Source organism: Burkholderia sp. AU39826 (assembly GCF_020419965.1).
Taxonomy (GTDB): domain Bacteria; phylum Pseudomonadota; class Gammaproteobacteria; order Burkholderiales; family Burkholderiaceae; genus Burkholderia; species Burkholderia semiarida.
Genome location: NZ_JAIZQG010000001.1, coordinates 877,436 through 902,889 on the forward strand (window position 1 = coordinate 877,436; position 25,454 = coordinate 902,889).

26 protein-coding genes are annotated in these 25,454 nt (G+C 68.0%); 12 read left to right on the forward strand and 14 right to left on the reverse strand.

Going from position 1 to position 25,454, the window contains the following annotated elements; translation table 11 throughout:
- Together LGM42_RS03890 and LGM42_RS03895 are read right to left on the reverse strand one after the other, a co-directional pair.
- Positions 1-399: a serine kinase gene (locus LGM42_RS03890; RefSeq protein WP_060311186.1), complete on the reverse strand. Its 399-nt coding sequence runs from the start codon at positions 397-399 to the stop codon at positions 1-3.
- Positions 400-427: 28 nt separating this feature from the next.
- Positions 428-997 (reverse strand): HrpB1 family type III secretion system apparatus protein, encoded by a 570-nt coding sequence (locus LGM42_RS03895; protein WP_059582619.1) that lies wholly within the window; start codon positions 995-997, stop codon positions 428-430.
- A gap of 376 nt (positions 998-1,373) precedes the next feature.
- Between LGM42_RS03895 and sctU the strand changes: the two genes are divergently transcribed.
- The 6 genes from sctU to sctS are packed head-to-tail and all read left to right on the forward strand — an operon-like array spanning position 1,374 to position 7,439.
- A complete protein-coding gene (sctU, locus tag LGM42_RS03900) occupies positions 1,374-2,432 on the forward strand; it encodes a type III secretion system export apparatus subunit SctU (protein ID WP_226231609.1) in 1,059 nt (352 codons plus the stop codon).
- Between the two features lie 5 nt (positions 2,433-2,437).
- Positions 2,438-4,414: an FHIPEP family type III secretion protein gene (locus tag LGM42_RS03905; RefSeq protein WP_059583109.1), complete on the forward strand. Its 1,977-nt coding sequence runs from the start codon at positions 2,438-2,440 to the stop codon at positions 4,412-4,414.
- A 16-nt stretch (positions 4,415-4,430) separates the two neighbouring features.
- Positions 4,431-5,390, forward strand: coding sequence for a type III secretion system protein SctP (gene sctP, locus LGM42_RS03910; RefSeq protein ID WP_226231610.1), 960 nt, complete (start codon positions 4,431-4,433; stop codon positions 5,388-5,390).
- A 7-nt stretch (positions 5,391-5,397) separates the two neighbouring features.
- Positions 5,398-6,522 (forward strand): type III secretion system cytoplasmic ring protein SctQ, encoded by a 1,125-nt coding sequence (gene sctQ / locus LGM42_RS03915; protein ID WP_226231611.1) that lies wholly within the window; start codon positions 5,398-5,400, stop codon positions 6,520-6,522.
- On the forward strand, positions 6,509-7,165 hold the full coding sequence (gene sctR, locus LGM42_RS03920; RefSeq protein WP_059582633.1) for a type III secretion system export apparatus subunit SctR: 657 nt from the start codon (positions 6,509-6,511) through the stop codon (positions 7,163-7,165). Before sctQ ends, sctR begins: the two co-directional genes overlap by 14 nt.
- A 10-nt stretch (positions 7,166-7,175) precedes the next feature.
- A complete protein-coding gene (gene sctS, locus LGM42_RS03925) occupies positions 7,176-7,439 on the forward strand; it encodes a type III secretion system export apparatus subunit SctS (RefSeq protein WP_059582636.1) in 264 nt (87 codons plus the stop codon).
- Here sctS and LGM42_RS03930 read toward each other — a convergent pair.
- Positions 7,409-7,594 carry a hypothetical protein gene (locus LGM42_RS03930; RefSeq protein ID WP_226231612.1) on the reverse strand — a complete coding sequence of 62 codons (186 nt, stop codon included), beginning with the start codon at positions 7,592-7,594 and terminating at the stop codon, positions 7,409-7,411. The two genes, sctS and LGM42_RS03930, sit on opposite strands and share 31 nt — an antisense overlap.
- Between LGM42_RS03930 and LGM42_RS03935 the strand changes: the two genes are divergently transcribed.
- The 5 genes from LGM42_RS03935 (at position 7,586) to LGM42_RS03955 (ending at position 11,057) form a co-directional block, all read left to right on the forward strand.
- Positions 7,586-8,650, forward strand: coding sequence for a helicase (locus LGM42_RS03935; RefSeq protein ID WP_226231613.1), 1,065 nt, complete (start codon positions 7,586-7,588; stop codon positions 8,648-8,650). The genes LGM42_RS03930 and LGM42_RS03935 overlap by 9 nt on opposite strands.
- A gap of 87 nt (positions 8,651-8,737) precedes the next feature.
- Positions 8,738-9,811 (forward strand): HrpD5 family protein, encoded by a 1,074-nt coding sequence (gene hrpD5 / locus LGM42_RS03940; RefSeq protein ID WP_081083173.1) that lies wholly within the window; start codon positions 8,738-8,740, stop codon positions 9,809-9,811.
- Positions 9,808-10,095 carry a type III secretion system protein gene (locus tag LGM42_RS03945; RefSeq protein ID WP_226094072.1) on the forward strand — a complete coding sequence of 96 codons (288 nt, stop codon included), beginning with the start codon at positions 9,808-9,810 and terminating at the stop codon, positions 10,093-10,095. The genes hrpD5 and LGM42_RS03945 overlap by 4 nt, the downstream gene beginning before the upstream one ends.
- 173 nt (positions 10,096-10,268) lie before the next feature.
- Positions 10,269-10,478, forward strand: coding sequence for a hypothetical protein (locus tag LGM42_RS03950; protein ID WP_006765597.1), 210 nt, complete (start codon positions 10,269-10,271; stop codon positions 10,476-10,478).
- 123 nt (positions 10,479-10,601) lie between these two features.
- Positions 10,602-11,057: a molecular chaperone Tir gene (locus LGM42_RS03955; protein ID WP_060311191.1), complete on the forward strand. Its 456-nt coding sequence runs from the start codon at positions 10,602-10,604 to the stop codon at positions 11,055-11,057.
- Positions 11,058-11,197: 140 nt separating this feature from the next.
- Here LGM42_RS03955 and LGM42_RS03960 read toward each other — a convergent pair whose 3' ends face one another.
- From LGM42_RS03960 to sctC, 4 genes are all read right to left on the reverse strand, one after another.
- On the reverse strand, positions 11,198-12,625 hold the full coding sequence (locus tag LGM42_RS03960; RefSeq protein WP_226231614.1) for a secretin N-terminal domain-containing protein: 1,428 nt from the start codon (positions 12,623-12,625) through the stop codon (positions 11,198-11,200).
- On the reverse strand, positions 12,622-13,377 hold the full coding sequence (locus LGM42_RS03965; RefSeq protein WP_226231615.1) for a response regulator transcription factor: 756 nt from the start codon (positions 13,375-13,377) through the stop codon (positions 12,622-12,624). Before LGM42_RS03965 ends, LGM42_RS03960 begins: the two co-directional genes overlap by 4 nt.
- Before the next feature lie 88 nt (positions 13,378-13,465).
- On the reverse strand, positions 13,466-14,686 hold the full coding sequence (locus LGM42_RS03970; protein ID WP_226231616.1) for an ATP-binding protein: 1,221 nt from the start codon (positions 14,684-14,686) through the stop codon (positions 13,466-13,468).
- A gap of 40 nt (positions 14,687-14,726) precedes the next feature.
- Positions 14,727-16,496 carry a type III secretion system outer membrane ring subunit SctC gene (sctC, locus tag LGM42_RS03975; RefSeq protein ID WP_226231617.1) on the reverse strand — a complete coding sequence of 590 codons (1,770 nt, stop codon included), beginning with the start codon at positions 16,494-16,496 and terminating at the stop codon, positions 14,727-14,729.
- A 103-nt stretch (positions 16,497-16,599) separates the two neighbouring features.
- Between sctC and LGM42_RS03980 the strand changes: the two genes are divergently transcribed.
- Positions 16,600-17,706 (forward strand): type IV pilus twitching motility protein PilT, encoded by a 1,107-nt coding sequence (locus LGM42_RS03980; protein WP_395129553.1) that lies wholly within the window; start codon positions 16,600-16,602, stop codon positions 17,704-17,706.
- A gap of 97 nt (positions 17,707-17,803) precedes the next feature.
- On the opposite strand, the gene pilV is transcribed toward LGM42_RS03980, so the two are convergent.
- The 7 genes from pilV to pilO2 form a co-directional block, all read right to left on the reverse strand.
- Positions 17,804-19,501 carry a shufflon system plasmid conjugative transfer pilus tip adhesin PilV gene (gene pilV / locus LGM42_RS03985; protein WP_060311195.1) on the reverse strand — a complete coding sequence of 566 codons (1,698 nt, stop codon included), beginning with the start codon at positions 19,499-19,501 and terminating at the stop codon, positions 17,804-17,806.
- Positions 19,494-19,973 carry a type IV pilus biogenesis protein PilM gene (pilM, locus tag LGM42_RS03990; protein WP_060967711.1) on the reverse strand — a complete coding sequence of 160 codons (480 nt, stop codon included), beginning with the start codon at positions 19,971-19,973 and terminating at the stop codon, positions 19,494-19,496. The genes pilV and pilM overlap by 8 nt, the downstream gene beginning before the upstream one ends.
- A gap of 52 nt (positions 19,974-20,025) precedes the next feature.
- Positions 20,026-20,580 (reverse strand): type 4 pilus major pilin, encoded by a 555-nt coding sequence (locus LGM42_RS03995; protein WP_226224828.1) that lies wholly within the window; start codon positions 20,578-20,580, stop codon positions 20,026-20,028.
- A 103-nt stretch (positions 20,581-20,683) separates the two neighbouring features.
- The gene (locus LGM42_RS04000) at positions 20,684-21,760 is read right to left on the reverse strand and encodes a type II secretion system F family protein (protein ID WP_060311198.1); all 1,077 of its coding nucleotides are present in this window, start codon (positions 21,758-21,760) and stop codon (positions 20,684-20,686) included.
- Positions 21,750-23,534 carry a GspE/PulE family protein gene (locus tag LGM42_RS04005; RefSeq protein WP_226231619.1) on the reverse strand — a complete coding sequence of 595 codons (1,785 nt, stop codon included), beginning with the start codon at positions 23,532-23,534 and terminating at the stop codon, positions 21,750-21,752. The genes LGM42_RS04000 and LGM42_RS04005 overlap by 11 nt, the downstream gene beginning before the upstream one ends.
- A 4-nt stretch (positions 23,535-23,538) precedes the next feature.
- Positions 23,539-24,078, reverse strand: coding sequence for a type IV pilus biogenesis protein PilP (gene pilP / locus LGM42_RS04010; protein WP_226231620.1), 540 nt, complete (start codon positions 24,076-24,078; stop codon positions 23,539-23,541).
- Positions 24,079-24,124: 46 nt separating this feature from the next.
- Positions 24,125-25,441, reverse strand: coding sequence for a type 4b pilus protein PilO2 (pilO2, locus tag LGM42_RS04015; protein WP_226231621.1), 1,317 nt, complete (start codon positions 25,439-25,441; stop codon positions 24,125-24,127).
- Positions 25,442-25,454 lie beyond the last annotated feature (13 nt).

The window sequence follows — 25,454 nt, forward strand, 5'->3', positions numbered from 1 at the left end:
TCACTGGTTCTTCATGAGCGTCTGCACGGCGTCCTTCGACGACTGCACGGTTGCCATCTTCACCTGCAGATCGGCGTTCAGGCTTGCGATCTCGAGCTGGATGGTCATGTCGGCGGCGGCAAGGCGCTCCATCGACAGCGCGCTCATGTGCTGAGTCATGTAGAGCACGTCGTTCGGCACTTGCCGGTAATAGTCCGCCTGCTCCTCGACCGCTTTCGTCACGAGGTCCGCGCGCTCGGTCGGGTGCAAGGCCGCCGCATGCTGGCGCCCCGAAGCCATCATCGCCTGGAATTTGTCGACGAGCGGCTGCGATACCGCGTCCGCGGTCGGCGCCGCGGGCGTCGTGCCGGTGACGCGGGCCAGTTCGTACTGGAGTTGCGATGCAGTCGTGATGCTCATTTCGTTTCTCCTGGTAGGGGCAACAGGCTCAGACACGCATGTACTGCATCGTCAGCAGCATGTCGCTGGATGAGGACGACGGCGTCGCGACCGCTTCGCCGTCTTCGGCATGCGCTCCGTTCTCGAACGCGAGCGCGGAATCCGGCGCAACGAAGCGGCCCGTGCGCTTCGCGGTCGCGACCGCCTGCTTCAGCTCCTCGCTCGCAAGCAGAACCTTCGCGAGCCGTTCAACCTCTTCGTTGCCGCCTTCCTCCAGGAGGCGCCGGGCCTCCTCCTGCCAACCGAACTCCTGGCGGGCCTTCAGGCACTGCAGCAACATTCCCTTGCTGGCCGGCACGCAGACCGAGCGCTCGACCAGATTGCGAAAGAGCCGTTCGGCCTCGCTCCATTCCTCGCGCACCATATGCAGCCAGCCGTCGAAAAACGCGAATTCGGCGGAATCCGGGCGCAGCAGATGCAGCACTTCGACGAGGTGCTCGAGATCGTCGATATCGACTTGCTCCGGCGTGCCTGCGCGGGCCAATGCCACCCTGACCAGGTCGACGACCGCGCCGACGACTCCCGATGGGCACTGCGGCCGATCCTTCAGAACGTCCATCCTTTCCCCCAAGGAAATCAGATTCGATCCGATGGGCCGCACCCGATGAGGCGTGGCCTTCCGTTGACGCTAAGTTACGCAACACGATGGATACGCCACGTGCCCGGCACGAAGTCGCACAACGAATTGCGAAGCGCCGCATGCGAGGGACGGCGGCGCGTGCCGCGTTCGCGGACGTCTTCGCGCCTGCCCGCCGCCGCGCGGGTCGCCTGGCTCACGTGGCCCGCGCCCGAGCGACGCGCCGCCGCGCCGCCTTGCTTCGCAGCCCTCGTCCTTGCTTCGCATCGCCATCGCGCCGGATATAGCGGCGCCGCTAACGTTGCATCGGGGCGCCCCATCCCGGGTGCGCGCCTGCGACAAGCGAAGGACAGCGGTCATGAGCGACGAAAAAACCGAAGAGCCCACAGACAAGAAGCTGGACAAAGTCCGCGAGGAAGGCCAGGTCGCGAAGAGTTCCGACCTCGTCGAAGTCGCTTCGCTCGGCTCGATCGTGCTCGTGCTGACGGCGGGCCAGCACTATCTGGCCGATACGCTGCGCGCGATCGTCAAGGAGGCGATCGATTTCACTCACGGCGAGCGCGAGTTGCAGGACCTCTGGACCGTCCTCGTTCATGTCGGCCTGCAGGCGCTTGGCCTGCTGTGCGGGATCGCGGCCGTCGCGCTCGTCGCCGCCATCATCGCGCTCGCCCCCCAGACGGGGCTCAAGTTTTCGCTGAAAGCCGTCATGCCGAAGCTTGCGTCGGTCAGCCCCGGGTCCGGCTTTCAGCGCATCTTCTCGATGAACTCCGCCATCGACCTCGCGAAGATGGTCGGCAAGGCCGCGATTCTCGTCGCCGTCATGTGGCAGACGATCAAAAGCGCGATGCCCGTGGTGGCGAGCGCGCTCGATCAGTCGGTACCGCAGTTGATCGGCGTGCTGTGGTCCGTGCTCATGCACGTGGTCGTGGTCGCGCTCGGCGTGTTCGTCGTCATCGGCGCGTTCGACTACAAGCTGCAGAAGTGGCTCTTCATCCGCAAGAACCGGATGTCGAAGGACGAGGTGAAGCGCGAGCACAAGGAGAGCGAAGGCAACCCCGAACTCAAGGGCGAGCGCAAGCGCATGGCCAGGGAGATATCGCAGGAAGGCCCGAAAGGCGGCGTCGCGCGCGCGAACGTCGTCGTGGTCAACCCGGTTCACTACGCGGTCGCGCTGCGCTACGACCCCGCGGAGTTTCCGCTGCCCGTCGTCCTCGCCAAGGGCCTCGACGAGCAGGCGCTGCGGCTGCGCCAGCAGGCGATGCACGCGCGCGTGCCCATCGTCGCGAACCCGCCCGTCGCGCGCATGCTGCACAAGGTGCCGCTCAATCAGCCGATTCCCGAAGAACTGTTCGAAGTCGTCGCCGCGATTCTTCGCTGGGTGGACGGCCTCGCGCCTCAAACCGCCACCACGGAGTAGTGGACATGTTCAAGACCATGAAACTGCCCGGCATCGGCGAGGCCGGCATCGCCGTCCTGCTGATCGCGATCGTCTCGCTGATGATCCTGCCGCTGCCTCCCGCGATCATCGACGGGCTGCTCGCGATCAACATCACGATCAGCATCACGCTGCTCATGGTGACGATGTATGTGGGCCATATCGCCACGCTCTCGGCGTTCCCGTCCGTGCTGCTCTTCACGACGCTTTTCCGGCTCTCGCTGAATATCGCGTCGACGAAGTCGATCCTGCTGCATGCCGATGCCGGCGAAATCATCGAAAGCTTCGGCCAGCTCGTCGTGGGCGGCAATCTCGTCGTCGGCCTCGTCGTGTTCGTCATCATCTCCGTCGTGCAGTTCATCGTGATCGCCAAGGGCTCGGAGCGCGTCGCCGAAGTGGGGGCCCGCTTCACGCTCGACGCGCTGCCCGGCAAACAGATGAGCATCGACGCCGACCTGCGCGCGAACATCCTGACGCCGGACGAGGCGCGCAGGAAACGCGCAAGGCTCGCCATCGAAAGCCAATTGCATGGCGGCATGGACGGCGCGATGAAGTTCGTGAAAGGCGATGCGATCGCCGGCCTCATGATCACGATGATCAACATCGTCGCGGGCATCGCCGTGGGCGTCGCCTATCACGGCATGTCGGCCGGCGAGGCGGCCAACCGCTTCTCGGTCCTGTCGATCGGCGACGCCATGGTCTCGCAGATTCCCTCGCTGCTGATCTCGGTGGCCGCGGGCGTCATGATCACGCGCGTGGACGAAGGCGGCGACCATGGAAATTCCTCCCTCGGCGAAGACATCAGGCGCCAGTTCACGAGCAGCGCGCGCGCGCTGTTCTTCGCCGCGCTGCTTCTGCTCGGCTTCGCCGCCGTGCCCGGTTTTCCGGCGGCGCTCTTCGCGCTGCTCGCCGGGCTGCTCGGCTTCGTCGGCTACCGTCTGCAGAAAAAGCAGGATGGTCCGGCCAAAGGCGCCGGCAAGCCCGTCGGGGCACTGCAGCGCGCCGGCGCCAAGGGCGACGCGCCGTCGATCCTGCCACGCCCGCCGCAGTTCACGTGCCCGCTCGGCGTGCGCCTCGCAGCCGATGTCAGCGCGCGTCTCGCGGCCGATGCCCTCGACCGCGCGTTCGACGCCCAGCGCCACGCGCTGCAATCGGCAGTCGGCCTGCCGTTCCCCGGCATCATGATGTGGACCGACGGCACGCTGCCCGAAGACAGTTACGAGGTACTCCTCTTCGACGTGCCGCAAGGGCGCACGACGCTCGCCGAAACGCGCGCGGTACACGCGGCGGCCGACGGCGGCGCCGCGGACGCGCCTGCCGCCGCGGCGACACCGGAAGCATTGATTGCGCGCCACACGATCGACCTGCTGCGGCGCAACGCCCATCTCTTTCTCGGCATTCAGGAAGCACAGTGGATGCTCGACCAGCTCAACGAGGACTACCCGGGCCTCGTCGCGGAGGTACAAAAGGCACTGCCGCTGCAGAAGATGGCGGACGTGCTGCGCCGGCTGCTGGAGGAAGAGGTGCCCGTGCGCAATATCCGCAGCATCACCGAAAGCCTGATCGTCTGGGGACCGAAGGAGAAGGACATGCTGATGTTGACCGAATACATCCGCATGGAGCTCGGCCGGCTCATCGCCTATCGCGCGACGGGTGGCGTGCGGGATCTGCCCGTCGTACTCGTCGACGTTCAGGTCGAGCAGCACATCCGGCAGTCGATCAAACAGACCCCCACGGGCAACTTCCTCGCGCTGCCGCCCGACGAAATCGCCCAGCTCGTCGGCAAGATCGCCGACATCGTCGGCGATACGCCGCGGCAGCCGCTGGCGCTCGTCGCGTCGATGGACATCCGGCGCTACATCAAGCGCATGATCGAGGCGCGGCTGCCCTGGCTGCCCGTGTATTCGTACCAGGAGCTCGGCTCGCACGTCGATCTCCAGCCCGTCGGCCGCCTGGCGATGTGATCGAGCGAGCCGCGCCATGCATTCCTCCGCCCCTCATCGCGCCCGCGTCATCGCGGCGCCGGCCACGCACACCGACCCTGCACCCGAGATGCCGGCCGCGCAGTTGAGCCGTCAGGCCGCCCTTTTTCAGCGCCTGCGCGCCGGCGTGCACGCCGGCGCGTCGCAAACGCCCGGCGACGAGCAGCCATGCGCCGCGCCGGCCGAGCCTTCATTCGCCGAGCAAGCCGATCCGCGCTACGCGGTCGCCGGGTTCGCCGCGGACGAACATCGCGACGATGCCGGCAGCGGCGGGCGCGACGACGACGCGCCGGCCGGCTCCGGCGACGAACGCGACGACGCTGCCGCGCATGCTCGATCGGCAGCGCCGGTGCCGGCTCCGGTACCGGCGACGATTCATCCGCCCATGCATTCGACGATGCGCCTGCCGGTGCATTCGGCCATGCATGGGTTCATGCACGTGCCGGCATATTCGACGATGCCCGCACCGATGCCGATGCCGATGCCGGCGCGCGGCGCGGCGCCGCTTTCATCGCAGCGGCCGCCCAACGCCCGGCCAGCGACGGCCGCGCCGCACATGCCGCACATGCCGCGCGCACAAGCCGCGCGCGAGCCGCAGCGCCCGACAGCGGGCGGCCCGCACGCCGTGGCCGCCGTGCGGGCACCGGCGCGCACGGGCCAGGACATGAACCGGTTCGTCGATTCGATCGTCGCCGAGGTGTCGGACTTCTGCGCGAATCCGATCGTGTTCGAAAGCGGCGACTGGCAGATCACGATTCCCATCGATCCGGCGCTGCTGCCTGGCTGCACGTTGAGCCTCGCGCTTTCGCATTTCCAATTGACGCTTCGCTTCGACACCACGGACGCACGCTCGCGCGAACTAATCTCACAGCATGCGGCGACGTTGCGCACGAGCCTCGAGGAAGTGATGCAAAACCGCTTCGACGGCGCGCGCAGCGTCGAGATCATCGTCACGTAAAACCAATATGGACACCACACGAACGCTACTGACAGACCACGCCGAGGCAGGCGCCCAAGCGCCGGCGGCGGCCGTCTTGCTCGATCCCGCGCGGCTGCCCGCGCTTGCGGCCGCCACCGCGCGCCTGCATCGGCTCGCCGTCGACGAGCGCCTGAGCGCACTGCTCGCTCACACGCTCGGCGTGTCGGCCTTCGGCGTCGGTACGCACGATTTCGTGGCGCCGGAGCGCGCCGCCGTCGTGCGCGTGCGCTGGGGCATGGAGACGGCCGCGGTGCGCATCGACGTCGGACAGCACGCGGGGCTCGCGAGCGTCGTCGCGTCGGACGAGCCCGTCAACGAGCGCTTGCGCCATGCCGTGTGCGCCATCCTGCTCGATCCGCTGCGGCGCGCGCTGCAAGCGCTCGGCTTCGACGGCGTGGAAATCGTCTCGCTCGAGCGGGCCGCACGTGCGCCGTTGAACGCGCCTTGCTGCGCGCTCTCGCTGCGCGTGGGCGATAGCCGCTTCGATGCGGTGATCGAGCACATCGACGGCGGCTGGCTCGACGCGCTCGAAACGCTCGTGGCCCGGCAATGCACGCCGTTCGCCACGCACGTGAGCGAGATCGCCGTACCGGGCCGGCTGCGGATCGGCGAGAAAACGATGAGCGTGACGACGCTCGATTCGCTGCGCGCGGGGGACGTCATCTTGCGCGCCGTACCCGAAGCCACCCGCGCGCTCTTCGCGAGCGAGCGTTCATCCGCCCCGATGCAAGTCGTCTGGGGCCGCTACGGGACGCGGCAACTGCGCGCCGTGGCAGACGTCACCCACCATCTGATGACCTTGAGCGAGGACCCCACCATGAGCCATGAGACGCAGTTCAACGCGCCGCTTACCGATTCGATGGACACGCCCGTCGACATCAGCCAGCTGGACCTGCCGCTGAAGCTCGAGATCGACACGGTGTCGATGCCGGTCGCGCAGCTCTCGGCGCTGCGCGCGGGCTACGTGCTCGAGCTTCCCACCGCGCTGCCCGATGCGCGCGTGCGGCTCGTCACCTACGGGCAGACGATCGGCTTCGGCGAACTCGTGAGCGTCGGCGATCATCTCGGCGTGCGTCTCGTTCAGCTGTCGCGCGGCCATGGTTCAGTTTAGCGACCTCACCGGGCTGCTGATCACCGTCGTCGCGATCAGCCTGATCCCGTTCGTCGCCATGGTCGCGACCTCGTACGCGAAGATCGTGGTCGTGCTCGGGCTGTTGCGCAACGCGCTCGGCGTGCAGCAGGTGCCGCCGAACATGGTGCTCAACGGCATCGCGGTCCTCGTCTCCGCCTACGTGATGGCGCCGATCGGCATGCAGGCCATGCAAACCATGCAGACGATGCACCGTACCCCCGGCAGCGACACGTCGCTCGTCGTGCTCGATGCGTTCGATGCGGCAAAGGAGCCGTTTCGCGCCTTTCTGAAGAAGCACGCGCACGAGCGCGAAAAGCGGTTCTTCGTGCGCTCGGCAGCCGTGGTCTGGCCGAAGGACATGGCGGCGAAGATCCGCGAGGACGACCTCATCGTGCTCGCCCCGGCCTTCACGCTGACCGAGATGGCCGACGCCTTCAAGATCGGCTTCCTGCTGTACATCGCGTTCATCGTCGTCGATCTCGTCATCGCCAACGTGCTGATGGCGATGGGCCTGAATCAGGTCCAGCCGACGAACGTCGCGATTCCGTTCAAGCTGCTCCTGTTCGTCGTCATGAGCGGCTGGTCCACATTGATTCACGGTCTCGTCATGACCTATCGCTGAGGCACGCGCCATGGAAACCGATACGCTCGTTCGCATCACCTCGCAGGGCCTGCTGCTCTGCCTGTCCGTCTCGATGCCGGTGGTGGCCGTCGCCGCCCTCTCCGGCCTCGCGATTTCGTTCGTGCAGGCCATCACGTCGATGCAGGATCAAAGCATCTCGTACGCGGTGAAGCTCGTGGCCGTCGTGGCCACCGTGCTCATGTTCGGCGCCTGGGGCGCCGCCGCGATCCTGCGCTTCGCCAATCAGATCATCACGCTCGCGGTGCCGTCGTGAATTCGCCGATCCGCAACAACCACGGCCACCACGCCGCCGATCTCGCGCAGCAAGCGCAGGCCGGCGCCGAGCACATGGGGCAGATGACCCAGGCGCGCGGCTTCACGGGCGTGAAGGTGCAGCACACGAAGATGCAGCGCGCGCGCATGCAGCACAACAAGATGCTCGCCGCCGCTTTCTACCGGGGCAAGCGTTTTGCCGAAGGCTTGCACAAGCCGCCGCCTCCTTCCGCGCAAAAGCTGATGCGCCAGCTCGGCCAACGGCCGCGGCCGGCGGGCTCGGCGAAGGCGCAGGGCAAAGAGGCATCGGCTCACGAACGGCCGGACGATCAGCACGCGCTCGAGCCCCGGCACGAGCACGAACACCCGCACGAGCGCGAACGCAAGCACGAGCAGGGGCAGCAGCAAAAGCACGGACAGCAGCAAAAACGCGAGCGCGATCAGCAACACGGCGACGGGCAGCAACAGCATCGCAACGGCCATGGGCACGATCGCGGCTCGAATCCGCAAGGCGAGGAGCACGGGCAGCCGCAGCAGAGTGGGCCGCGGGACGGGCAGCCTCGGCGCGACGGCCGCCAGTCCGGCGAAGGCCGCGACAAACCGCGCAAGTTCGCGATCGGCAAGGCGGGCCGGGCCAAGGCCGCCGCGCGCAGCGAGCCGCTCGCGGCCACGTTGCAACTGCTCGCGGCGCAAAAGCTCGGTGCGCCGGACTTGCCGGCCGAACTCGCGGCGGCGTGCGCGAAGGAGGTGCTGCGGCTTGCCGCGCAGATCGAGCTGGGGCCCTTGCTCGCAGTGCCGATGCTGCTCGCGATGCGCTCGCCGATGGCACTCCGGCGCAATGCCGCCCGGCTTCACGCGCACCGCGACGCGGCACTGATGCAAGGCGCGGCGACCCCGGGCAAGGCCGCCGCGGTGGCGGGGCTTCTCGGCGTCTCGCTCGACAACACGCTCGCGCGCCAGCGCGCGGGCATCGAATACACGTACGACGATCAATCGATCGCGGCAGTGAAGCAACGCATTCTCGACACGCAAGCCGCGCTGCCGGCCCGCGGGGCGCCAGCCGGTGCCGCCGTCACGGGCGGCGCGACGAGCGGCGCGATCGGCGATCAAACCGGCGCCGCGCCGCAAGGAGCGGCCAAGGCCGCGGCCGGCGCTTCGGATAAGACGTTCGAAGTTCGCATGGCGCCGGCTGCGACAGCGGCTAAACCCTAAACTGATTCTGACGGTCGAGGCCCGGCAGCCCGATGCGCGAAGCAGCGCAACGCCGGAGCGGCGACCCGCAACCGCAACAGCAACCGCATGACCCACGTCGGATACACGGATACCACGATCATGAAAGCGCTTCGAGTACTGACCGGCACCCACGCCGGAGCCCAGGTCCGGCTCACGAGCGGCGCCTACCGGATCGGCGCCACCGAGCACGCCGATGTCTGCATCAGCGACTGGACGGTCGAGGACATCGAGCTTTGCGTGGGCGAGGACGGTGTGGCGCGGATCCGCTCGGCGAACGGCGATGAGGTGCTCGTGGCGGACTTCGTGGCCGTGCCGTTCGGCGACGTCGTGCTTTGCGTGGGCCCCGATGGCGAAGCCTGGCCGCGCGATCTCGATTTGCTGGCGGGCCTCTGGAAGACGGCCGAGCCGCCTGCCGCCGACACCGCGGCGCAGGCCGACGCGGATAGCGGCGCGCCGGATATGGACCCGGCCCATTCGGACGAACCCGGCGCCGGCCATGCGCCGGCCGCTTCGCCGAAGGTGCCCTGGCGCACGGCGGTGCTGGCGCTCGCCTGCACCGCCGCGATCGGCGGCATCGCCGTGGCCGGTGTGATGTTCGCGGGCACGCAGTCGAGCGAGGCGGCGAGCGTGAGGTTCGACGCCGACGCGCTCGCACGGCAGTTGCAGGAGGCCCTGCACCGCGAAGGCCTCGGCGATCTGCAGGCCATGGCACGCAAGGACAGTGTGGCGGTGCGCGGCATCGTGACGAGCAGCGACGAAAGCGCGAAGGCGCAGCGGATCATGGACAGCCTCGCGCGCGGCAAGGTGCGGCGCGAATACGACGTCGCGCAGCAGGATGTGGACAACATCCAGCAGTCGCTCGCCGGCACGGGCGCGGCAGTGAATTACCAGGGCCACGGCATCTTCCGCGTGAGCGGCAGCGTGCAGTCGATGACGACCTTCCGCACGCTGATCGCAGGTATCAGGGCCGACCTCGGCGACAACGTCAAGCGCGTCGACGTGGATGTCAAGGAAGCGCAGGCGCTCGCGCCCGATGTCGAGTACACGGCCGTGATCGCCACGGGCGGGCTGCGTTACATCGAGACGCCCGACGGCACGAAGCATCTGTTCGCGAGCAGCAAGGACGAAGCAAACAATTGACCTCGACCACCAAAGGAACCGACATGTACGACGCATTGCTTCCCATCGCGCAGGATCTGAACGCGCTGGACGCCACGCTCTCGGCGCCCGACGGCGCGCAACGGGTCGCGCGCATCGCGGCGGCCTTCGACGAAACCGCGCGCCGGATCAGTACGGCCACGCAGTCCGCGGCCGACGAGCGCGAGCGGCTCGATCTGCAAAAGCTTTATCGCGGGATGATCGCGGCGCGTCGCATCGTGCTCACGCTGCAGGAGCGCCACAGCGCCCGCGGCGCGGCGCTTTGACCGCATTCGCGGCGATACGCAAGACGGTTGAACAGTTTGCAGTTGCAGCATCCGGCTGCGCGTCAGCCGGTCCGGACCGGCGGCCATCACGGCCAAGGGTCTTTTACCGAAGCATCACGCGTCAACCCACAGCAGTGCTTTTTCCATCACTTTCTTGATAAGGGGAATACATCATGTCTTCATCGATCGGAAGCTCGGGCGTCTCGCAAGCCGGTTCGCAAAACGCCGACATGGTCGGCCAGATGCAGGCCATGGCCAACCAGAACAACGCGATGACGATGGCCGCGATGCAGATCAACATGCAGCAGCAGGAAACGTCGGCGCTCGCTTCCGTGGGCAACAACGGCGCGAAGAACATCGCCGACGCCGCGAAGGGCCAGTAAGCCACTCGCCTTGCCGCAGTCCGTTCGCGCGAGGGGCACGAAAGCGGAAAGCCCTGCTTTCCGGCTACGTGCCCCCGCGTTTTTGCAGCCGGGCCGCCCTATTTTCGCCGGAGATTGCCGCCCATGAGCAGGGAACGTTTCGTCGAGTTGATTCACGAGGTTTGCGCGGTGGTCGGGCTGCCCGACGCCGAGTATGTCGTCGAGACGCAAACGCTCGAGATCGAAGGGTTCGACGTCCATCTCAATCACCACGAGACCGACCCCGATTCGGTCTATGTCAGCTTTCATTACGGCGCCGTCACGCCCGGCCGGTCGCTCGTCGTTTTCCGGCTCATGCTCGAGGCCAACCTGCTCATCTACGCGCAGGACCAGGCGCAACTGTGCCTCGAAGCCGATACGGGCAACGTCGTGCTGCTCGTCCATCTGCCGATGGGCCCGACGATCACCGGCGATTATCTCGCCGATCTCTTCTCGCACTACGCCGAACACGGCCGCTACTGGCAGAACAACATCCTCGAATCGCCCGACGAAATGTTCGAGGGCATCGCGTCGGGCAATTTCATGTGGCTGCGGGCGTAACCCCGGCGAGCGCCGGCGCGCCTCGCGCAACGGGCGCATCCGCGCGCGCGTCGATGCCTGACTGACCAGCCGTCGCATCCGTTCGGCCACGGCACGTGGCCTCACCCTCACGCCATCGCGGGCGCTCATCCGGTCAGCGGCTATGCTGCCACGCGCGGTATCAGCAAGACGAGGCGGCGGCGCATACCGCCCTCTCCCGCACTGCCGGAATCGGTATCGTCCGCGCGACGCGCGACATCGCCGTTGTACGGCGCCGGTCCCTCGATGACGAGGCACTCGCCCGGCGCCAGGCTTTCGTCGACGGCCCGATAGCGGCGTGCATCGCCGCGGCGCCCCAGTTCCACGCGCAAGCCGATACGCGGCATCGACGCGGCGCCTTCGACCGTCGGTGCAATCGACAGCCAGAGATCGCGGGCGCCGTCATCGGGCAGGTCATCCTCGTCGCGGCGCGCGAGACGTGCCTCGTGGCGATCGATGACGGCCGGCGAGCGGTCGTGCGTGAGCGCCGTTTGCGACACCTCGATTTCGGCGCGGCCGCTCCTGGCCAATGCCTTGAGCTGCGCGAGCAGCGCGCGGCCGCCGTCGGGCGCGATACCGGCATCGCGGTGCTCGCGCGCGTCCGCCGTCGCCTCCTGCGCACCTGCCCCGCCGGCCACGGCCGGCGGCAGTGCGGGCCGCAACGCGTCGAGCGCGTCGCCATCGACGTCCACCACCCACGTCTGGACCGATACGAGCTGCGCACGCACGTCCAGGCTGGCGACGAGCGCGCCGTCGGCGTCGATGCGCTCGGCCCGATCGCGTATCAGGATGGAATTCGTGGTCGCATCCGCTTCGATCGCCGGCAGCGCCGCATCGAACTCGACGATCTGCGGTGCATCGGAAACGGCGGGCCCGCTCGCAACGGCCGGGCGCTCGAAACGGCGCCGCAAGAGCGTGGCCACACCCGGCACGACGAGCGTGCGGCCATCGACCACGCGCGTTTCGTCGGCGGCATTCGCGGCACTCAGGCGAAACACCCGCACGGACAAACGCACGCGCTTTCGCGCGTCGCGCTCGAAGCGTTCGGCCGCGGCACGAATACGCTCCACGTAGGTCGCCGGCCCGCGCACGTTCACCGTTTGCGCGCCGGCATCCACCGCCAACGGGAAGTGCGTATCGGCAAGACCTGCCTGCTCGAGCGACGCACGCAGCGCATTCGCGGAAAGGAAGTGAGGCCGGATGGCGACATGCGCCTGCTCGTTCGCGGGCGACACGTGCAGGACCGCGCCGTCGTAGTACCAGACGAATCCGTACGAACGGCTCATGACGTCGAGAAAACGCTGCGGCGGCATCGCGAAACGGCCGCTCACGACGCCGTCCACTTGACCGTCGATGCGCAGGGCAACGTGCTGCCCCGCCGCGAACGCATTCAGGACCTCCGCGAGGCCCGCGCCGTTCGTCACGTAGACGAAGCGTGCGCCGGAGCCGCCGGCCCACGCCATGCTCGCCGCCTGCGCGTGCACGGCGGCCGCGCAAACGAAGGCCGCGACGGCGCCGCGTGCGAGCGTCCGCATGCGGGCCGCGCTCATGCGGCGCCTTCCGGGGACGCACCGGCGCCCGACTGATCCACATCCGGCTTGAGGGTCAGGCGGTAACCCGTCGCATAGACCGATTGCACGGTCCAGCCGACGCCGGCCGCCTTCAGGCTCGCACGCAGGCGGCTCACGTACATGTCGACGGAGCGGCTTTGCACGGCCGCATCCCAGCCCCAGACCACGCTCATCAGATCCTGCCTCAGCACGACGGCGCCCGTGTGCCGGGCGAGATGCCAGAGAATGTCGAACTCCTTGGTGCCGAGCTTGTGCGCCACGCCCGCCACCACGAGCGAGCGCGCCTGCTGATCGAGCGCGCATTCGCCGTCGACGAACATCTTGCGGCCCTGCACGTTCATCGGCGCGAAGCGCCGCAGCAGCGCGCGCATGCGCGCAAGCAGCACCTGCCTGTCGTAGGGTTTCACGAGATAGTCGTCGGCACCTGCATCCAGTATGCGCACGATGTCGGACTCCGCCGAGTGCACGGTCTGAAAAATCACGGGCATGATCGATTGCGAACGGCTGCGGATCTTTTGCAGCAGCTTGTCGCCGGAGACGCCCGGCAGGTCCCAGTCGAGAATCGCGAGATCGGCCCACTGCTCCGACAGAAACTGCTGCGCGTCGAGCCCGCTGTGAAAAGCGTCGATGTGGTAGCCCTCGCTCTTGAGCCAGGAATGGACGAGCGCGTGATGCGCGACGTCGTCCTCGACGAACAGAATGCGTACGGGTTTGCCTGCAAGCGATTTCATATGGACCTTTGGTTCCGACGGCCGCGCGGGAGCCGGCGCCCGGTCCGCGCGACGCGTGCCAAACGAATACGGGCCGTGCTCCGGCGCCTCACTCGCCGCGCGCCGCGCGCAACGCGCGGTCGGCATCGACGAGCGATGTCGCGTGCGGCTTCGCGGCGACAGGATTCAGGCACGGCAGACGCAGCACGAACATGGTACCGCCTTGCCCGTTGAGCTCCGCGTAAAGTGCGCCGCCGTGCATGCCGACGATCTGCACGGCGAGCTTGAGCCCGAGGCCGAAGCCCGTTGCCGTCCGCTTGCCGAGCTTCTCGAAGTCGGCCAGCCGATCGCCCTCGACGAGACCCGGCAGCCCGCCCGCGCGATCGTCGACGACCACCTCGGCGAAACCGTCGGCCTGCCGGATCGACACGGTCACCGCCTCGCCGCGCGGCGACGCGCGAACGGCATTGTCGATGACGTTCTGGACGGCGCGGGCCACGAAGTTGCGCATGCCGCTCACCCAGAGCGGTGCGCTGTCGGGTAGCCACAAGTGTAGCGCGACGCCGCAATAAACGGCGGTGACCTCCAGCTGCGAGATGATCTGGCGCAGCGTCGCGCGCAGATCGAACCGTTTGAAGTCGCGCGCCTGCAAATGCTCGGTCACCGACGAGAAGATGAACTGCTCGCCGAGCGAGAGCACGTACTGCGCGAGCGAGGTGATCTGCTGCATGCCGCCGCAGCGCTCGAACGCCTCGGGGTCGCTCGCGTCGAGCTGCGTGAGCGCGCTGATCGAATTGAGCGGCGAGCGCAGATCGTGCAGCAAGAAGCGCAGCGACATGGCCCGCTCGTCGAGCGAGCGCGCGAACGGCGTCACGTCGGTCACGGCGATGACGGATTCGCCCGCCCCCGCACCGCCGCACGCACCAGCGGGGCCCGCCTGAATCCAGAAGGTCGAATCGTCCACGCGCACCTCGCGGCCCGCTTCGAGATCGCGCAGCCGCGGCACGTCCGTCATCTCGAAGCGCTCGCTCAGCGCCACGCTGAAATCGACGCCCGCGGGCAGCGTCATCGCCAGCATCTCGAGCGCGCGTGCGTTCGCGTGAACGACCGCGCCCGCGCGATCGAGCACGATCACCCCGCACGGCAGCCCGCGCAGCGTGCCGCGCAGGCGGCGGGCCTCGTCGTCGGACAGGCGGCGATCGGCGGCGCCCTTGCCATATGCCTCGCCGCATGCCTCGGCGGGCAAGCCCGATTGGGCGGGCCGCGGCTCGGACGGCTTGCCGGGCTGCTCGCCGGGCAGCGAATGCGGCTGAGTATCGGATTCGTTCACATGGCCTCCTGCATTCCCCGGTGCGGGCGGTTGCGGTGAATCACGGCGAGATGACGCGCGGCGACAGCAGGAAGAGCCGCTCCATGTGGCTCTTCTGGCGGTTGTCGGTCCTGAAGAGCGCGCCGATCAACGGAATCTTCGAAAGCCCGGGCACCCCGGTCACGCCCATCGTCGCGCTGTCCGCGCGATAGCCGGCGATGAGCAGCGCCTGCCCCTCCTCGATGAACGCCTGCGTGTTGATCGTGCTGTTCTGGATCACCGGCAGGTTGCTGACCGTCCGATCGGTGAGCTGGCCGTCCTGAATCGCCACGTCGAGCTTGATGCGCGTGCGCCCGTCCTCCTCCACGACCATCGGCAGCACACGCAGCGAGATGCCCGTCGACACGCTGTAGAGGTCGCCCGACGTGTATCCCGACACCGGCACGAAAAACTGCGTCTGGTTGTCCATCACGGCCTCGATGTTGTTGAGCGTGACGACCTTCGGGCTCGCGTCGATCTTGGCGGCGTTCGTCTGCTGCAGCGCCGAGATGCGCGCCATCAGATAGCGGCCGGCGTCGCCGAGCACGGCGGCCACCGATGCGCCCACGGGCGTCGCCGCCGCGAGCAAGTTGCCCGGCAGCGCCGTCTGGCCGAAGTTCTGCGAGAGCGTGCCGTTGTAGGTGCTCTGTGCGAGCGTGCCGGTGCCGGTCTGCACGTCGACGTGGCTGTTGTGCGCGGTCCAGTCGACGCCGAGCTGATGCAGCGCGTCGTCGTCGATCTCGATGATGTGCGCCTCGATCTCGATCAGTTGCGGTTTGACGTCGAGGCGATCGATCAGCTTGCCGTACTGATCCATCCGGTCGGCCGTATCGCGAATCACGACGGAGTTCGTGCGCTGGTCCGCGACGATGACGGGCAGTTGATCGTCGCTCGCCGGCGCCGTGCTCGTGTTCTGCGGCGGCGGCGGCTCGCCCACCGCCGCGGCCACGGCCGGCGAAGGCTGCCCGGTGAGCCCGGCGAACATGCCCTTGCCGGCCGCGCCCGACGGCACCGGCGGCGGAATGTACGGGCCGTTGTAGGCATTGCCGTTCACGTCGTTGATCGGCGTGGTGCGCTTCACGCCGCTCGCCGGGCGGCCGCCCTCGCCGTCGCCGCGCTTGTCGGCGGCCTTGGCCGTGCGCGGGTGGTAGATGCCGTTGAGCACGGCCACCACGCCCTGCAGCGTGACCTGCTGGCCGTCGATGGGCACCGTGCGGTCGTGCGCCCATGCGTGATAGAGCGGAAAGACGCGTACCTGCGTGCCGCTTCGATGCGCGGCGTTGTTGTCGAGCCGCGACGCCACGTTCGTCACCATCTGCACGTAGCGAGGCGGCCCGCTCACGAGCGCCGTGCCCTGCGCGCTGTCGTAGACGATCGGAAAGCGCTCGTCGGAGATGCGCAGGCGGTCGAGCGCCTCGCGCAGCGCGCCCGTATCGGCCGAATCGAGCTTCACGAGCGTGCTCTGCAGTTCGGCGGCCGTCGTGATGTCGAGCACTTCGCCGTCGTAGTACCACACGAAGCCGAACGACGCCGCGAGCGTATCGAGAAAGCGCCGCGGCGGCAGATGGAACTTGCCGCTCACGGTGCCGCCCACATCGGCGGCGATGCGCGTGGGGACGCCCTGGCTCGCGCCGAAGTCGCGCAGCACATCCTTGATGTCCTTGGCCTGCGCTTCGTAATCGACGATCGACGACTTCCAGCGCACGGCCGCCGCCTCGGCAACGGGGGCCGTCGCCCCGAATGCGAGCGCGGCGGCGAGGGCCACGGTGCCCAGTCGGCAAGCCCAGTTCATGACGCGCCGCCCGCGATGAAACGTACGCGGCGCCGCCCGATGCTTCGCCGACACATAGACAAAGTTTTCATGTAAGTTCCGACTATCTTTCATAGGAAGGGCACTGACGATGAACGCTCCGAGTCACGAACGTCGCGACCTGACGCGCGAGATTCTCGAATTGATCGACCTGCGGCAGACTTTCACCGATATTCACATCGAGCAGGACCGGCCGATCATGATCAAGGCGCCGCGCGGCTGGCTCGCCGTCGGCGAGGAGCCCGTGCTCCACGACGAAATGCTGCCCACGCTGGCCGCGATCGAACCGGACTGGGAGGCGCAGCTTCAGCACGGCGCGATCGATCGCCCGTTCGTGCTCACGCGCTGCCGCCTTCGCTGCAACATCTACCGCACCAATGGCGGCCGCAAGCTCGTCATCTCGATCCGGCGCCTGCCGCTGCAGCCGCTCGCGCTCGACAAGCTCGGCCTGCCCGCCTACGTGCGCTCGATGATCGACAGCGCCAAGGGGCTGATCCTCGTGACGGGCCCGACCGGCTCGGGAAAGACGACGACGATCGCGTCGCTGCTCGAGCACATCAACCGCACGCGCAACAGCCACATCATCACGATCGAAGAGCCGATCGAATACGAACTCGAGGGCCGCACGTCGATCGTGTCGCAGCGGCAAGTGCCCACCGACACGCCGAGCTTCTCGGCCGGCCTGCGCGAGGCGCTGCGGCAAAAGCCCGACGTCATCATGGTGGGCGAGGTGCGCGACCCCGAGACGGCGGAGACGGCGCTGCAGGCCGGCGAGTCGGGCCACCTCGTGCTCGCGACGATGCACACGGGCAGCGCGATCGGCACGCTCACGCGGCTGCTGTCGTTCTTTCCGGCCGAGCAGCGCGAGCGCTATGCGGCCGCGCTCGCGAACTGCCTGATCGGCGTGATCTGCCAGTGCCTCGTGCCGACGGAGGATGGCGAGAACCTCGTGCTCGCGAGCGAACTGCTCTTCAACAACAATCAGCAGATCAGCGGCCTGCTGACCGATCCGGGCAAGCTGCCGTACCTTGCCGAATTCATGAAGCGCAAGGAAGACAACATGTCGCGCATGCTCAACGATCACCTCTTCAGCCTCGTATCGAAGCGGCAATGCCTGCCGCGCGACGTGCTGCGCGCGACCTACAACCGGCTCGAGCTGCACGAAATGCTGCAGACGCTCGCGCCGCACTGAGCCCGCGCGAAGGCCGCGCCGGCGCGATGGCGCCGGTCGCGCCGTGCGTGGCGGTGCTGCGAAGGTGTGCGGTGTCGACGGGCTCACGGTTGGGCGCTCAGTAGTAGGAGTTGATCGTCCAGCCCGCCGCGACGGGCGTGTTCCAGACCGTCTGGCCAGACTCCCCGCAAAAGCTGCTGACCCACGGCGTCGTGATGCCGGCGTACGTCGCCCAGTTCGTCGTCACGACGATCGTGTAGGTGCCAGGCGTGCCCGCCTGGGACAGCGCGTTGTTGATCCCGCCCGAATCGTCCTGAAGCGTCGGCGTCTGGCTCTCCGTATGCCCGAGGTTGTGGTTGCCGCCGTCGGTGATGTCGATGCTCTGCGAGAGCTGCCCGCGGTTGCCGGAGGGGCCGTTGCACATGCCGTCGTTCAGGTGCGCCCACGTGGACGCGACGATGATCCCCGGCTTGGTGAGGTTGACGGTCGTCCTGAACGTATACGAGTACGTCCCGTTGCTGCCGTTGTACGAATAGGCGCCCGACTGGAAGTTCGTCGCCGGCTGGCTCGTGCAGGCCGAGTAATCGCCCGCGCCGTTCGGGTTGGCCATCACGAGCTGACAGCCCGTGAGCGATGACGCCGGCTCGATTTCGCTTTGCGTTTGCCACCTGCCGCCGCGGCACGACAGCACGCGCCCGTTCGCATCGGTGGAGACGAGCGTCGTGCTCGCCGACGCGGGGGCGATGGCCGCATTCTGCGGCGCGGGCGGGCATGGGTCGCCGACGTTGTTCGCGTTGCCGAGCGCGAGATTGCCCGCTTCGTCCACCGCCAGCGCTTGCCATGCGGCGCCGTCGTACGCATAGGCCCGATTCGTCGCGGCGGTGAGCCGCACGTCGCCCTGATGTGCGCCAACGCCCGCGAGCGCCGCTTCGTCGGCCACCGGTTCGCGCCAGTGATAGGCCGCCTGCGGCACCCACATGTGCTGCGTTCCATCGCAATTCAGGACGTTGCCCGAAGAGTCGGCCGCGATGGCACCGGGCTGCGTGCAGGCGGCGTAGTCGATCTGCTGCGCGAGCACGATCGGCACTTGCATCGTGTTCGCCTGCGGGTTGCCCGGCACGGCCACGCGGTACAGATAGTCGACGTTCTGCGCCTGCGTGCCGTCGTAGAAGATGAGGCTCGCCAGATGTCCCGTGCCCGTTTTCGTGTTGGTGCAGGATCTATTCGCCGGGTTGGGCGTATCGACCTTCCAGGTGCCGAAGGCGCCGGTGGCCGCGCCGATCGTATTGTTCGTCGCCTGGATCGAGCCACCGCCCGGGCCGGCGTTCGCCGCGATGTAGCCGAGTTCGGGATCGGGAATGGTCCGGCCGCCCTCCGTGACGAGCAGCGCCTGCAACGCCACCGGGCTGGCGCCGCCCGGGGCCGCGTAGACGAGCAGGCACGGCGTCTGACCATACGGGTTCGTGCCGCTCAACGCATTCGACAGGTAGGTCGACAGCTGATACGGCGAGCCGGTCATTTTCACGATCACCGGCGAGGTGGTCGTGGCCTGGGCCGCGAGCGCCGTGTAGTTCTGCCGAATGAGCCGCGTGGCGGCCGCCGTCAGCTGCGACTGATAAAGCGCGGCCTGCTGCGCGCGCGTATCGTCGAGCGACGAGTTCGTGAGCGTGACGAGGCCCGCCATCATCAATGCCGCGAGCGCAAGTACCGCCAGCATCTCCACCATCGTGAAGCCGGACATGCGACGCGCCGGCCGCGCGCGGGGGCCGGCGCGCCGCATGCCGATGCGAGCGAGGGTACGGGTGCGCTCAGTCATACGCTTGTGCCATCCATACCGGCATGCCGTTCGGGATCGCGTTCGCCAGTGCGGCCGGCAGCGGCACGGCCGGGTTGCCGGGGGACACGAGGTTGGCGCCGAGCGCCACGCCGGCCAGCGCCGAGCCCTGCGCAATCTGCTCGATGCCGTCGACCGCGGCCGCGGCCGCCGCCGACGCCGCATAGACCACGACCAGGCTGCCCGCATAGCCGGTATTGGGCTGGACGTAGTTCCGCCACATCGGATCGGGAACGGTCGCCCCGAGGTAAGGCGCGACGCTCGCCGCCGGCACGCTGCCGGCGAACGACGGGTTGGCGCGCGCGAAGGCCACCACGGCCTGCCGGTAGGCGCTCATGTTCGCCGCGAGCGCCATCGCCGACGGCGCGAGCGGTGCCGGCGCCGCCTCGGCGCCGAGCAGCGCGTAGGCACCGGTCAGCATCGCGAAGGCGGCGACGATCCAGATCAGGAACATGGCGGGCGGCTCGTGGCGTCAATCGGAGTGAAGGCCGATACTCTGGCCTCGATCAGGCGGAGGTCCAGACGATGGTCTTCGCACCACCGGCACAAGCGGCCTGAGCGGCGGCGGGCGTGACCGGCACGGTTTGCGGCGTACCGCCGATAGAGACGGCCGTCCACGTTCCGCCGGCGGATGCCGCGTTGATGCATACGTCCGTCGGCACGGAATCGAATGTGATCGTGAATGTACCGGTGCCAGTGCCGTTAACGGTGACTGCGCCACCCCAGGCATCGGTGACGGTATTTGCCGCGGTGTCGATGACGAGCGTCGTCGGGATGATGCCGGCGGCAATGGCGACGGTCGTCGTCAGCCCGTTGTAGCCGTTGGTCTGCCCCATATACAGCTTCTTGACGCCGGTCTGGATGGCCGTCACCTGCTCGGCCGTCTGATTCGACGAAGCACTGCCGAATGCGCCGCGCAGCAGCGCAATCGCGCCGATGACGACGATTGCGGCGATCCCGAGATAGGCGATCGCTTCGAGCAGGGTGGCGCCACGCTGCATGTGCCGCGCCCCACGGCTGCCCACCCGGGCGCGAATCGATGCGACGGTCTTGACATTCATGTTGCTCTCCTTGGTTTCCTCAATCGGCACGCGAGAAAGACGTGCCCCCTACCTTCAACACCCGTTCGTTTGCACTGCGCTTGCACGTCATTACACGGCAGGCTCAATGCACACTCCGGGCCAAAGCCGCAATTTCCTGCTGAATTCCGAAGAAGCCGCTGATGAGCCACGACAGCACGAGCGCGAGCACGACGATCGCCGCGCCGTTGACCACGCGCATCTGCGCCTCGATCGTCTCCACGCCGTCGGTCATCCATTCGTTGGCGATCGCGTGCAGCGCCTCGGCGAAGCCCTTGTATTCGGCATACACACACAGATCGTCGACGATCTCCTCCGAAGGAAACCGGTAGCCGGCGTTCTTCATCGCCTCGCCGACGTTGAGCCCCGACTTCACGCCGAACAGCATGTCGTCGATTCGCTGCCTGAGCCACGGCGTCGCGTCGGCGGCCAGCCGCGCGAGCGAGCGTTCGACCGTGAAGCCCGCCGCCTGCAGCGACGAAAGCGCGACGAGAAAACCGCAGCCCGTAATGAGCCGATAGATCGAGTAAGGCGGGTAGCGGTCGAGCCAGGCCCGCACGTTGCCGGACCAGCGCGGCATCGAGTACAAGAGCGCCGCGACGAGGATCGCGAGCACCACGAGGCAGTAGATCATGCCGCCCTGCACGAACCGGGACAGCTCGTAGAGCGACTTCGCGACGCCGTGCCAGCGCTCCGGGCTCACGATCGACGCGAAGCGCGGAATCACGAGCTTGCCGAAGAGATACACGTACCCGATCGTCATCGCCACGATCACGCACGGGTAGGTCAACCCGCCGACGATGGCCGTCCGGATCCGGCGGCCGTACTGCACGACGTTGCACACGTTCAGCAGCGCGGCCTCGAGGCGCCCGGACTGCTCGCCGGCCATGACGATCATCTGCTCGGTATGCGGCACCCACCACGCCATTGCCTCGGCCAGCATGCCGCCGTTTTGCACGACGCCGCGCCAGTCCGCGAGCGTCAATGCCAGCGGCTCGTTCGGCTTGCGGCCCTCGTGCGACGCGCGCAATTCGAGCTCCTCGAGAATCTTGAGCAACGGCAAACCGTTCGCGAGCATTTTCGCGATCTTGCGATAGAGCCGCAGGCGCGCCTGCGTCGTGAGTTGCACGCGCGCCCAGCGCCGGTTGAGCTCAAGTGCCATAGCCGCTTCCGAGCGGCTGCGGCCGCCCCCCGCTGCCCTGCATGAACGGCCCGACCACGCGCTCCGCCATGCGCGGATCGACGAGGCCTGCCGCCACTTTTTCGAGCGCGTGCTGCGCGACCGTCTGCCCCGCGAGCTCGCCGAGCCAGTACGCGTGCGCATCGGGCTTGCGCCCGGCGCGCAGCAATTCGCAAAACGTCGCGTCGGTGCGCACGACCTCGGCCACCACGGTCCGGCCGACGGTGCCGTTCTTGCAATGCGGGCAGCCAGGCCCGGCCACGCGCACCGCGTCGAACCGCGCGCCGACGGCCCGCTTCAAGCGCGCGACGAGCCCCATGTCGAGCTGCGCCATCGACTCGGCCAGCGGGCGCGAGCAGTGCGGACACAGCAGCTTGACGAGCCGCTGGCTGATGAGCCCCGTGACGAGCGATTCGTCCGTCACCATCGCGATCGGCAAGCCGAGATCGACGAGACGGTCCACGATCGCGAGCGCGCCGTTCGCGTGCACCGTCGTCCAGACCTGATGGCCCGTCATCGCGGCGCGCAACGCGCTTTGCGCCGATGCACGGTCGCGCACTTCGCCGATCATGATCGTATCGGGATCGAGCCGCATCGCGTTCGCGATCGCGGCGGCGAACGCGAGCGAGCGCGCCTCTTCCGTCGGCGCGTTGACGACGGGCGTCTGCACGGCGCCCTCGATCGGGTACTCCACCGGGTCTTCCACGGTGATGACGTGGATCGAGCCGGCCATCTCGCGCAGTTGCCTCGTCAGCACGCGCTGCAACGTCGTGGATTTGCCCGAGCCGGTCGGGCCGCTGATGATGTTCATGCCGTGCGGCTGCTGCGCGAGCAGCTCGAACGCGTTCGCCTGCGCCACCGTGAAGCCGAGCTCGGTCAGGGCCGTCGCCTCGCCCGCATCGTTGTAGAGCAGCCGCAGCACCATGACGCTGCCGACGCTCGTGGGCGCCGTCGCGATCCGCACGCCGAAAAGCCGGTCCGGCAGCTTGTCGCGATCGCCGATGGCCGCGTCCTGGCGTTCGTTCGGCTTGTAGGTGTTGTCCGATACGCTCGACATCGCCGCGTAAAGCGTGGCGAGCAGCCGCTCGCCGTACTCGCGCGTCTGCTCCGACATGCGCACGAGTTCGTTGTGGATACGAAAAAGAATCTCCGTGCTGAAGCGGTTCACACGGATATGGATATCCGACGCACGCTCGTCGCACGCCCGCGCGATCAGGTTCTTCGCGACGGCCTGCATCTGCGTGTGATCGATGCGCTCGGCACTGCCGTCGCGGCGCGGGCCCTGATAGCTGCGCCGGATCGCATCGAGCGTCACCAGCCGCGTCGTATAGCGGCAATTGAGCCGTTCGAGCCTCGCGCAGTACGACAGCACGAACGGATTCATTTCGTGCCCTTCGGCAACGAGCAGCGTGCCGTCGTCGAGCAGACAGAGAAACTTGCGCTCCTCGTCGCTCGCGGCGAACTCGCCGCTGTCCGAAAGCGGGCGCGCCACCGCGGCGAGCGGCAGCGCCTGCCCCGGCGGCTGGCTTTGCGACGCCGTTTGCGCGGGCCGCACCGAAGCGGTGGCGGCCGCGGCCACGGCGCTCAGCACCGGCTCGCGTGGCCGCGCAACCGGCGCGAGAGCCGGCGCGCCGGGGGCCGCGGGCTGAACCTGCGCAAGAGGCGGATCGGTTTCGATCGGCTTCACGGCGCGCGAGATAATCAGCGGCGTCACGCTCGTGGGCGTCTTGCCCGGAGGTGTCGGAGACGAACTCATCGCGTCACCTCGCCGGCATCGGCAACGCAGGCAGCGTCGGTATCGGCGGCACGCCGGGCGAGCCTGTCGACGCCACGTTGCGCGCGGGCTGCTGCCGCACGCTCGCGGAGACGGTCAGCGTCGTGCGCCGTCCGTCTTGCGATGCGAGGACGATCGCACCCGGGCGAATGGCCGCCACGCGCATGCCGTTGGGCAGCGTATCGCCGGGCCCGACGTCGAACTCCGCGCCGTCGCTCGTCGCCACGGTTGCGCCGAGCTTCTTGCCGAGCCCTTGTGTCGCCACGAGCGACACGTCCGAATACGACGAGACGGTACTGCCCATCCGGTGCAGCGCTTCTTGCCGCTCCGCCACCTGCGCCTGCGCATCGAGCTTTTTCAGCTGCGCCTTGAGGATCATCGTTTCCTCCTGTAGCCGCATCAGTTCGTTGGCTGCCTGCACGGCGGCCGGTGTCGGAACGACGTTCATGCGCGGCGCCGCTTCAGCGGGCGCGGCGGCCGTGGTGGCTGCGGCGGCCGTGGCGCTGGCCTCGCCGAACGCGGCCAACGGCCACGCCCAGCAGCAGGCGAGCACCAGCACAGTCAATGCATCGTCATTTCTCATAGAGCACTCCGTCGAGCGTCCACTGCCCGGATTTGTATGAAAGCGTCTCGACGCGCACGCCCGGCTCGTCGAGGTACCTGACGAGGCTGTCGGGCCGCACGTCGCCCAGTTGCGCCGACATGCGCCAGGTCTGCCAGCTCGGTGCCGGGGGCGGGCCGCCGCCCGGATGCAGCCGGTCCAGCGTTTGCGAAGCGAGGCCGCGCTGCGGCGCGCTTGCCGGTTGCAGCGTGAACGTCAGGCCGATGCCCAGCAACTGGAAGGCGGAAAGCATGCGCAAGCGCACGCCGTGCACGCCATCGAGCACTTCGTCTCCCCCGACGGGCAAGGCCAGCGGATCCACGTAGCTCGCATGCTCGCCGTTGCCGTCGATCGTCGCGCGCGGCTCCGCCGCCATCAGCATCGCCACGTTCGATCCGCCCCGCGACCAGCTGTAGCTGACGTTCGACGCGCGGCAAACGTAGTCGTCGAGTTCCCAGCCGCCCGGCGCGATGTGCGTGAAGTGATCGAGGCACGCGCGAACGAACGCATCGGGCCGCGGCGCGCCGGCCCATGGGTGCGCGGCTTCGGGCGGCGCCGCGGGCTTGGGCGGATGCAGCGCGAGTTCCGCGCGCATCCGCTCGAACGCCTGCTGCCGCTCGAGTTCCATACGGTGGTGCCGGTACGCGACGATGCCGGCCGCCACCGCGGCCGCCACCACGATCGCGCCGGCGACCAGCAGCACCTCGCGCCGCGGTGCGCGCCGCGAGACCCGCGACAGATTGAGCCAGCGCGGCAAATGCGGCTTGCCGCCCCGGCGCGGGATCATGTCCTCGATGCGCCGCGCGTAGAAGTTGTGGAACCCCTGCACTTCCAGCTGCGGATCGCCGATGACGACGTTCCAGCCGCCGAGACTGTAATCGCTGTGCAGCCGCTCGAACACGTCTTCGCTCGAACCGATCCAGTCGCCGTTCGGCAGGAACGCGCCGTCGCGCACGGCGAAGTAGGCCCAGCGCCCGTCGGGCAGATGAAACGCACCGAGCCAGTTGGGCGCCGGCTGCTGGCGCCCGTCGTAGAACGCGCCTTCGGCCGCGATCGTCTTCGACACGAGCGCGCCGAGCGACGGCAAGCCCAGTTGCGCGCCCTCGCGCGTGCTCGCGAAACCCACGCCCGCGAAGGTGCGGTCGATACGCAGCACCATCGCATCGAAATTCAGGCGCGCGGCGAGTTCCACGGCCTCCGCGCGCAGCGCGTGCCGGCGCGAGAGCGATTGCCAGAAAAGGCCGCATATGAAACGCTGACGGCCGATCTGGATGACTTGCGTCGCCATGACGGATCCTGTG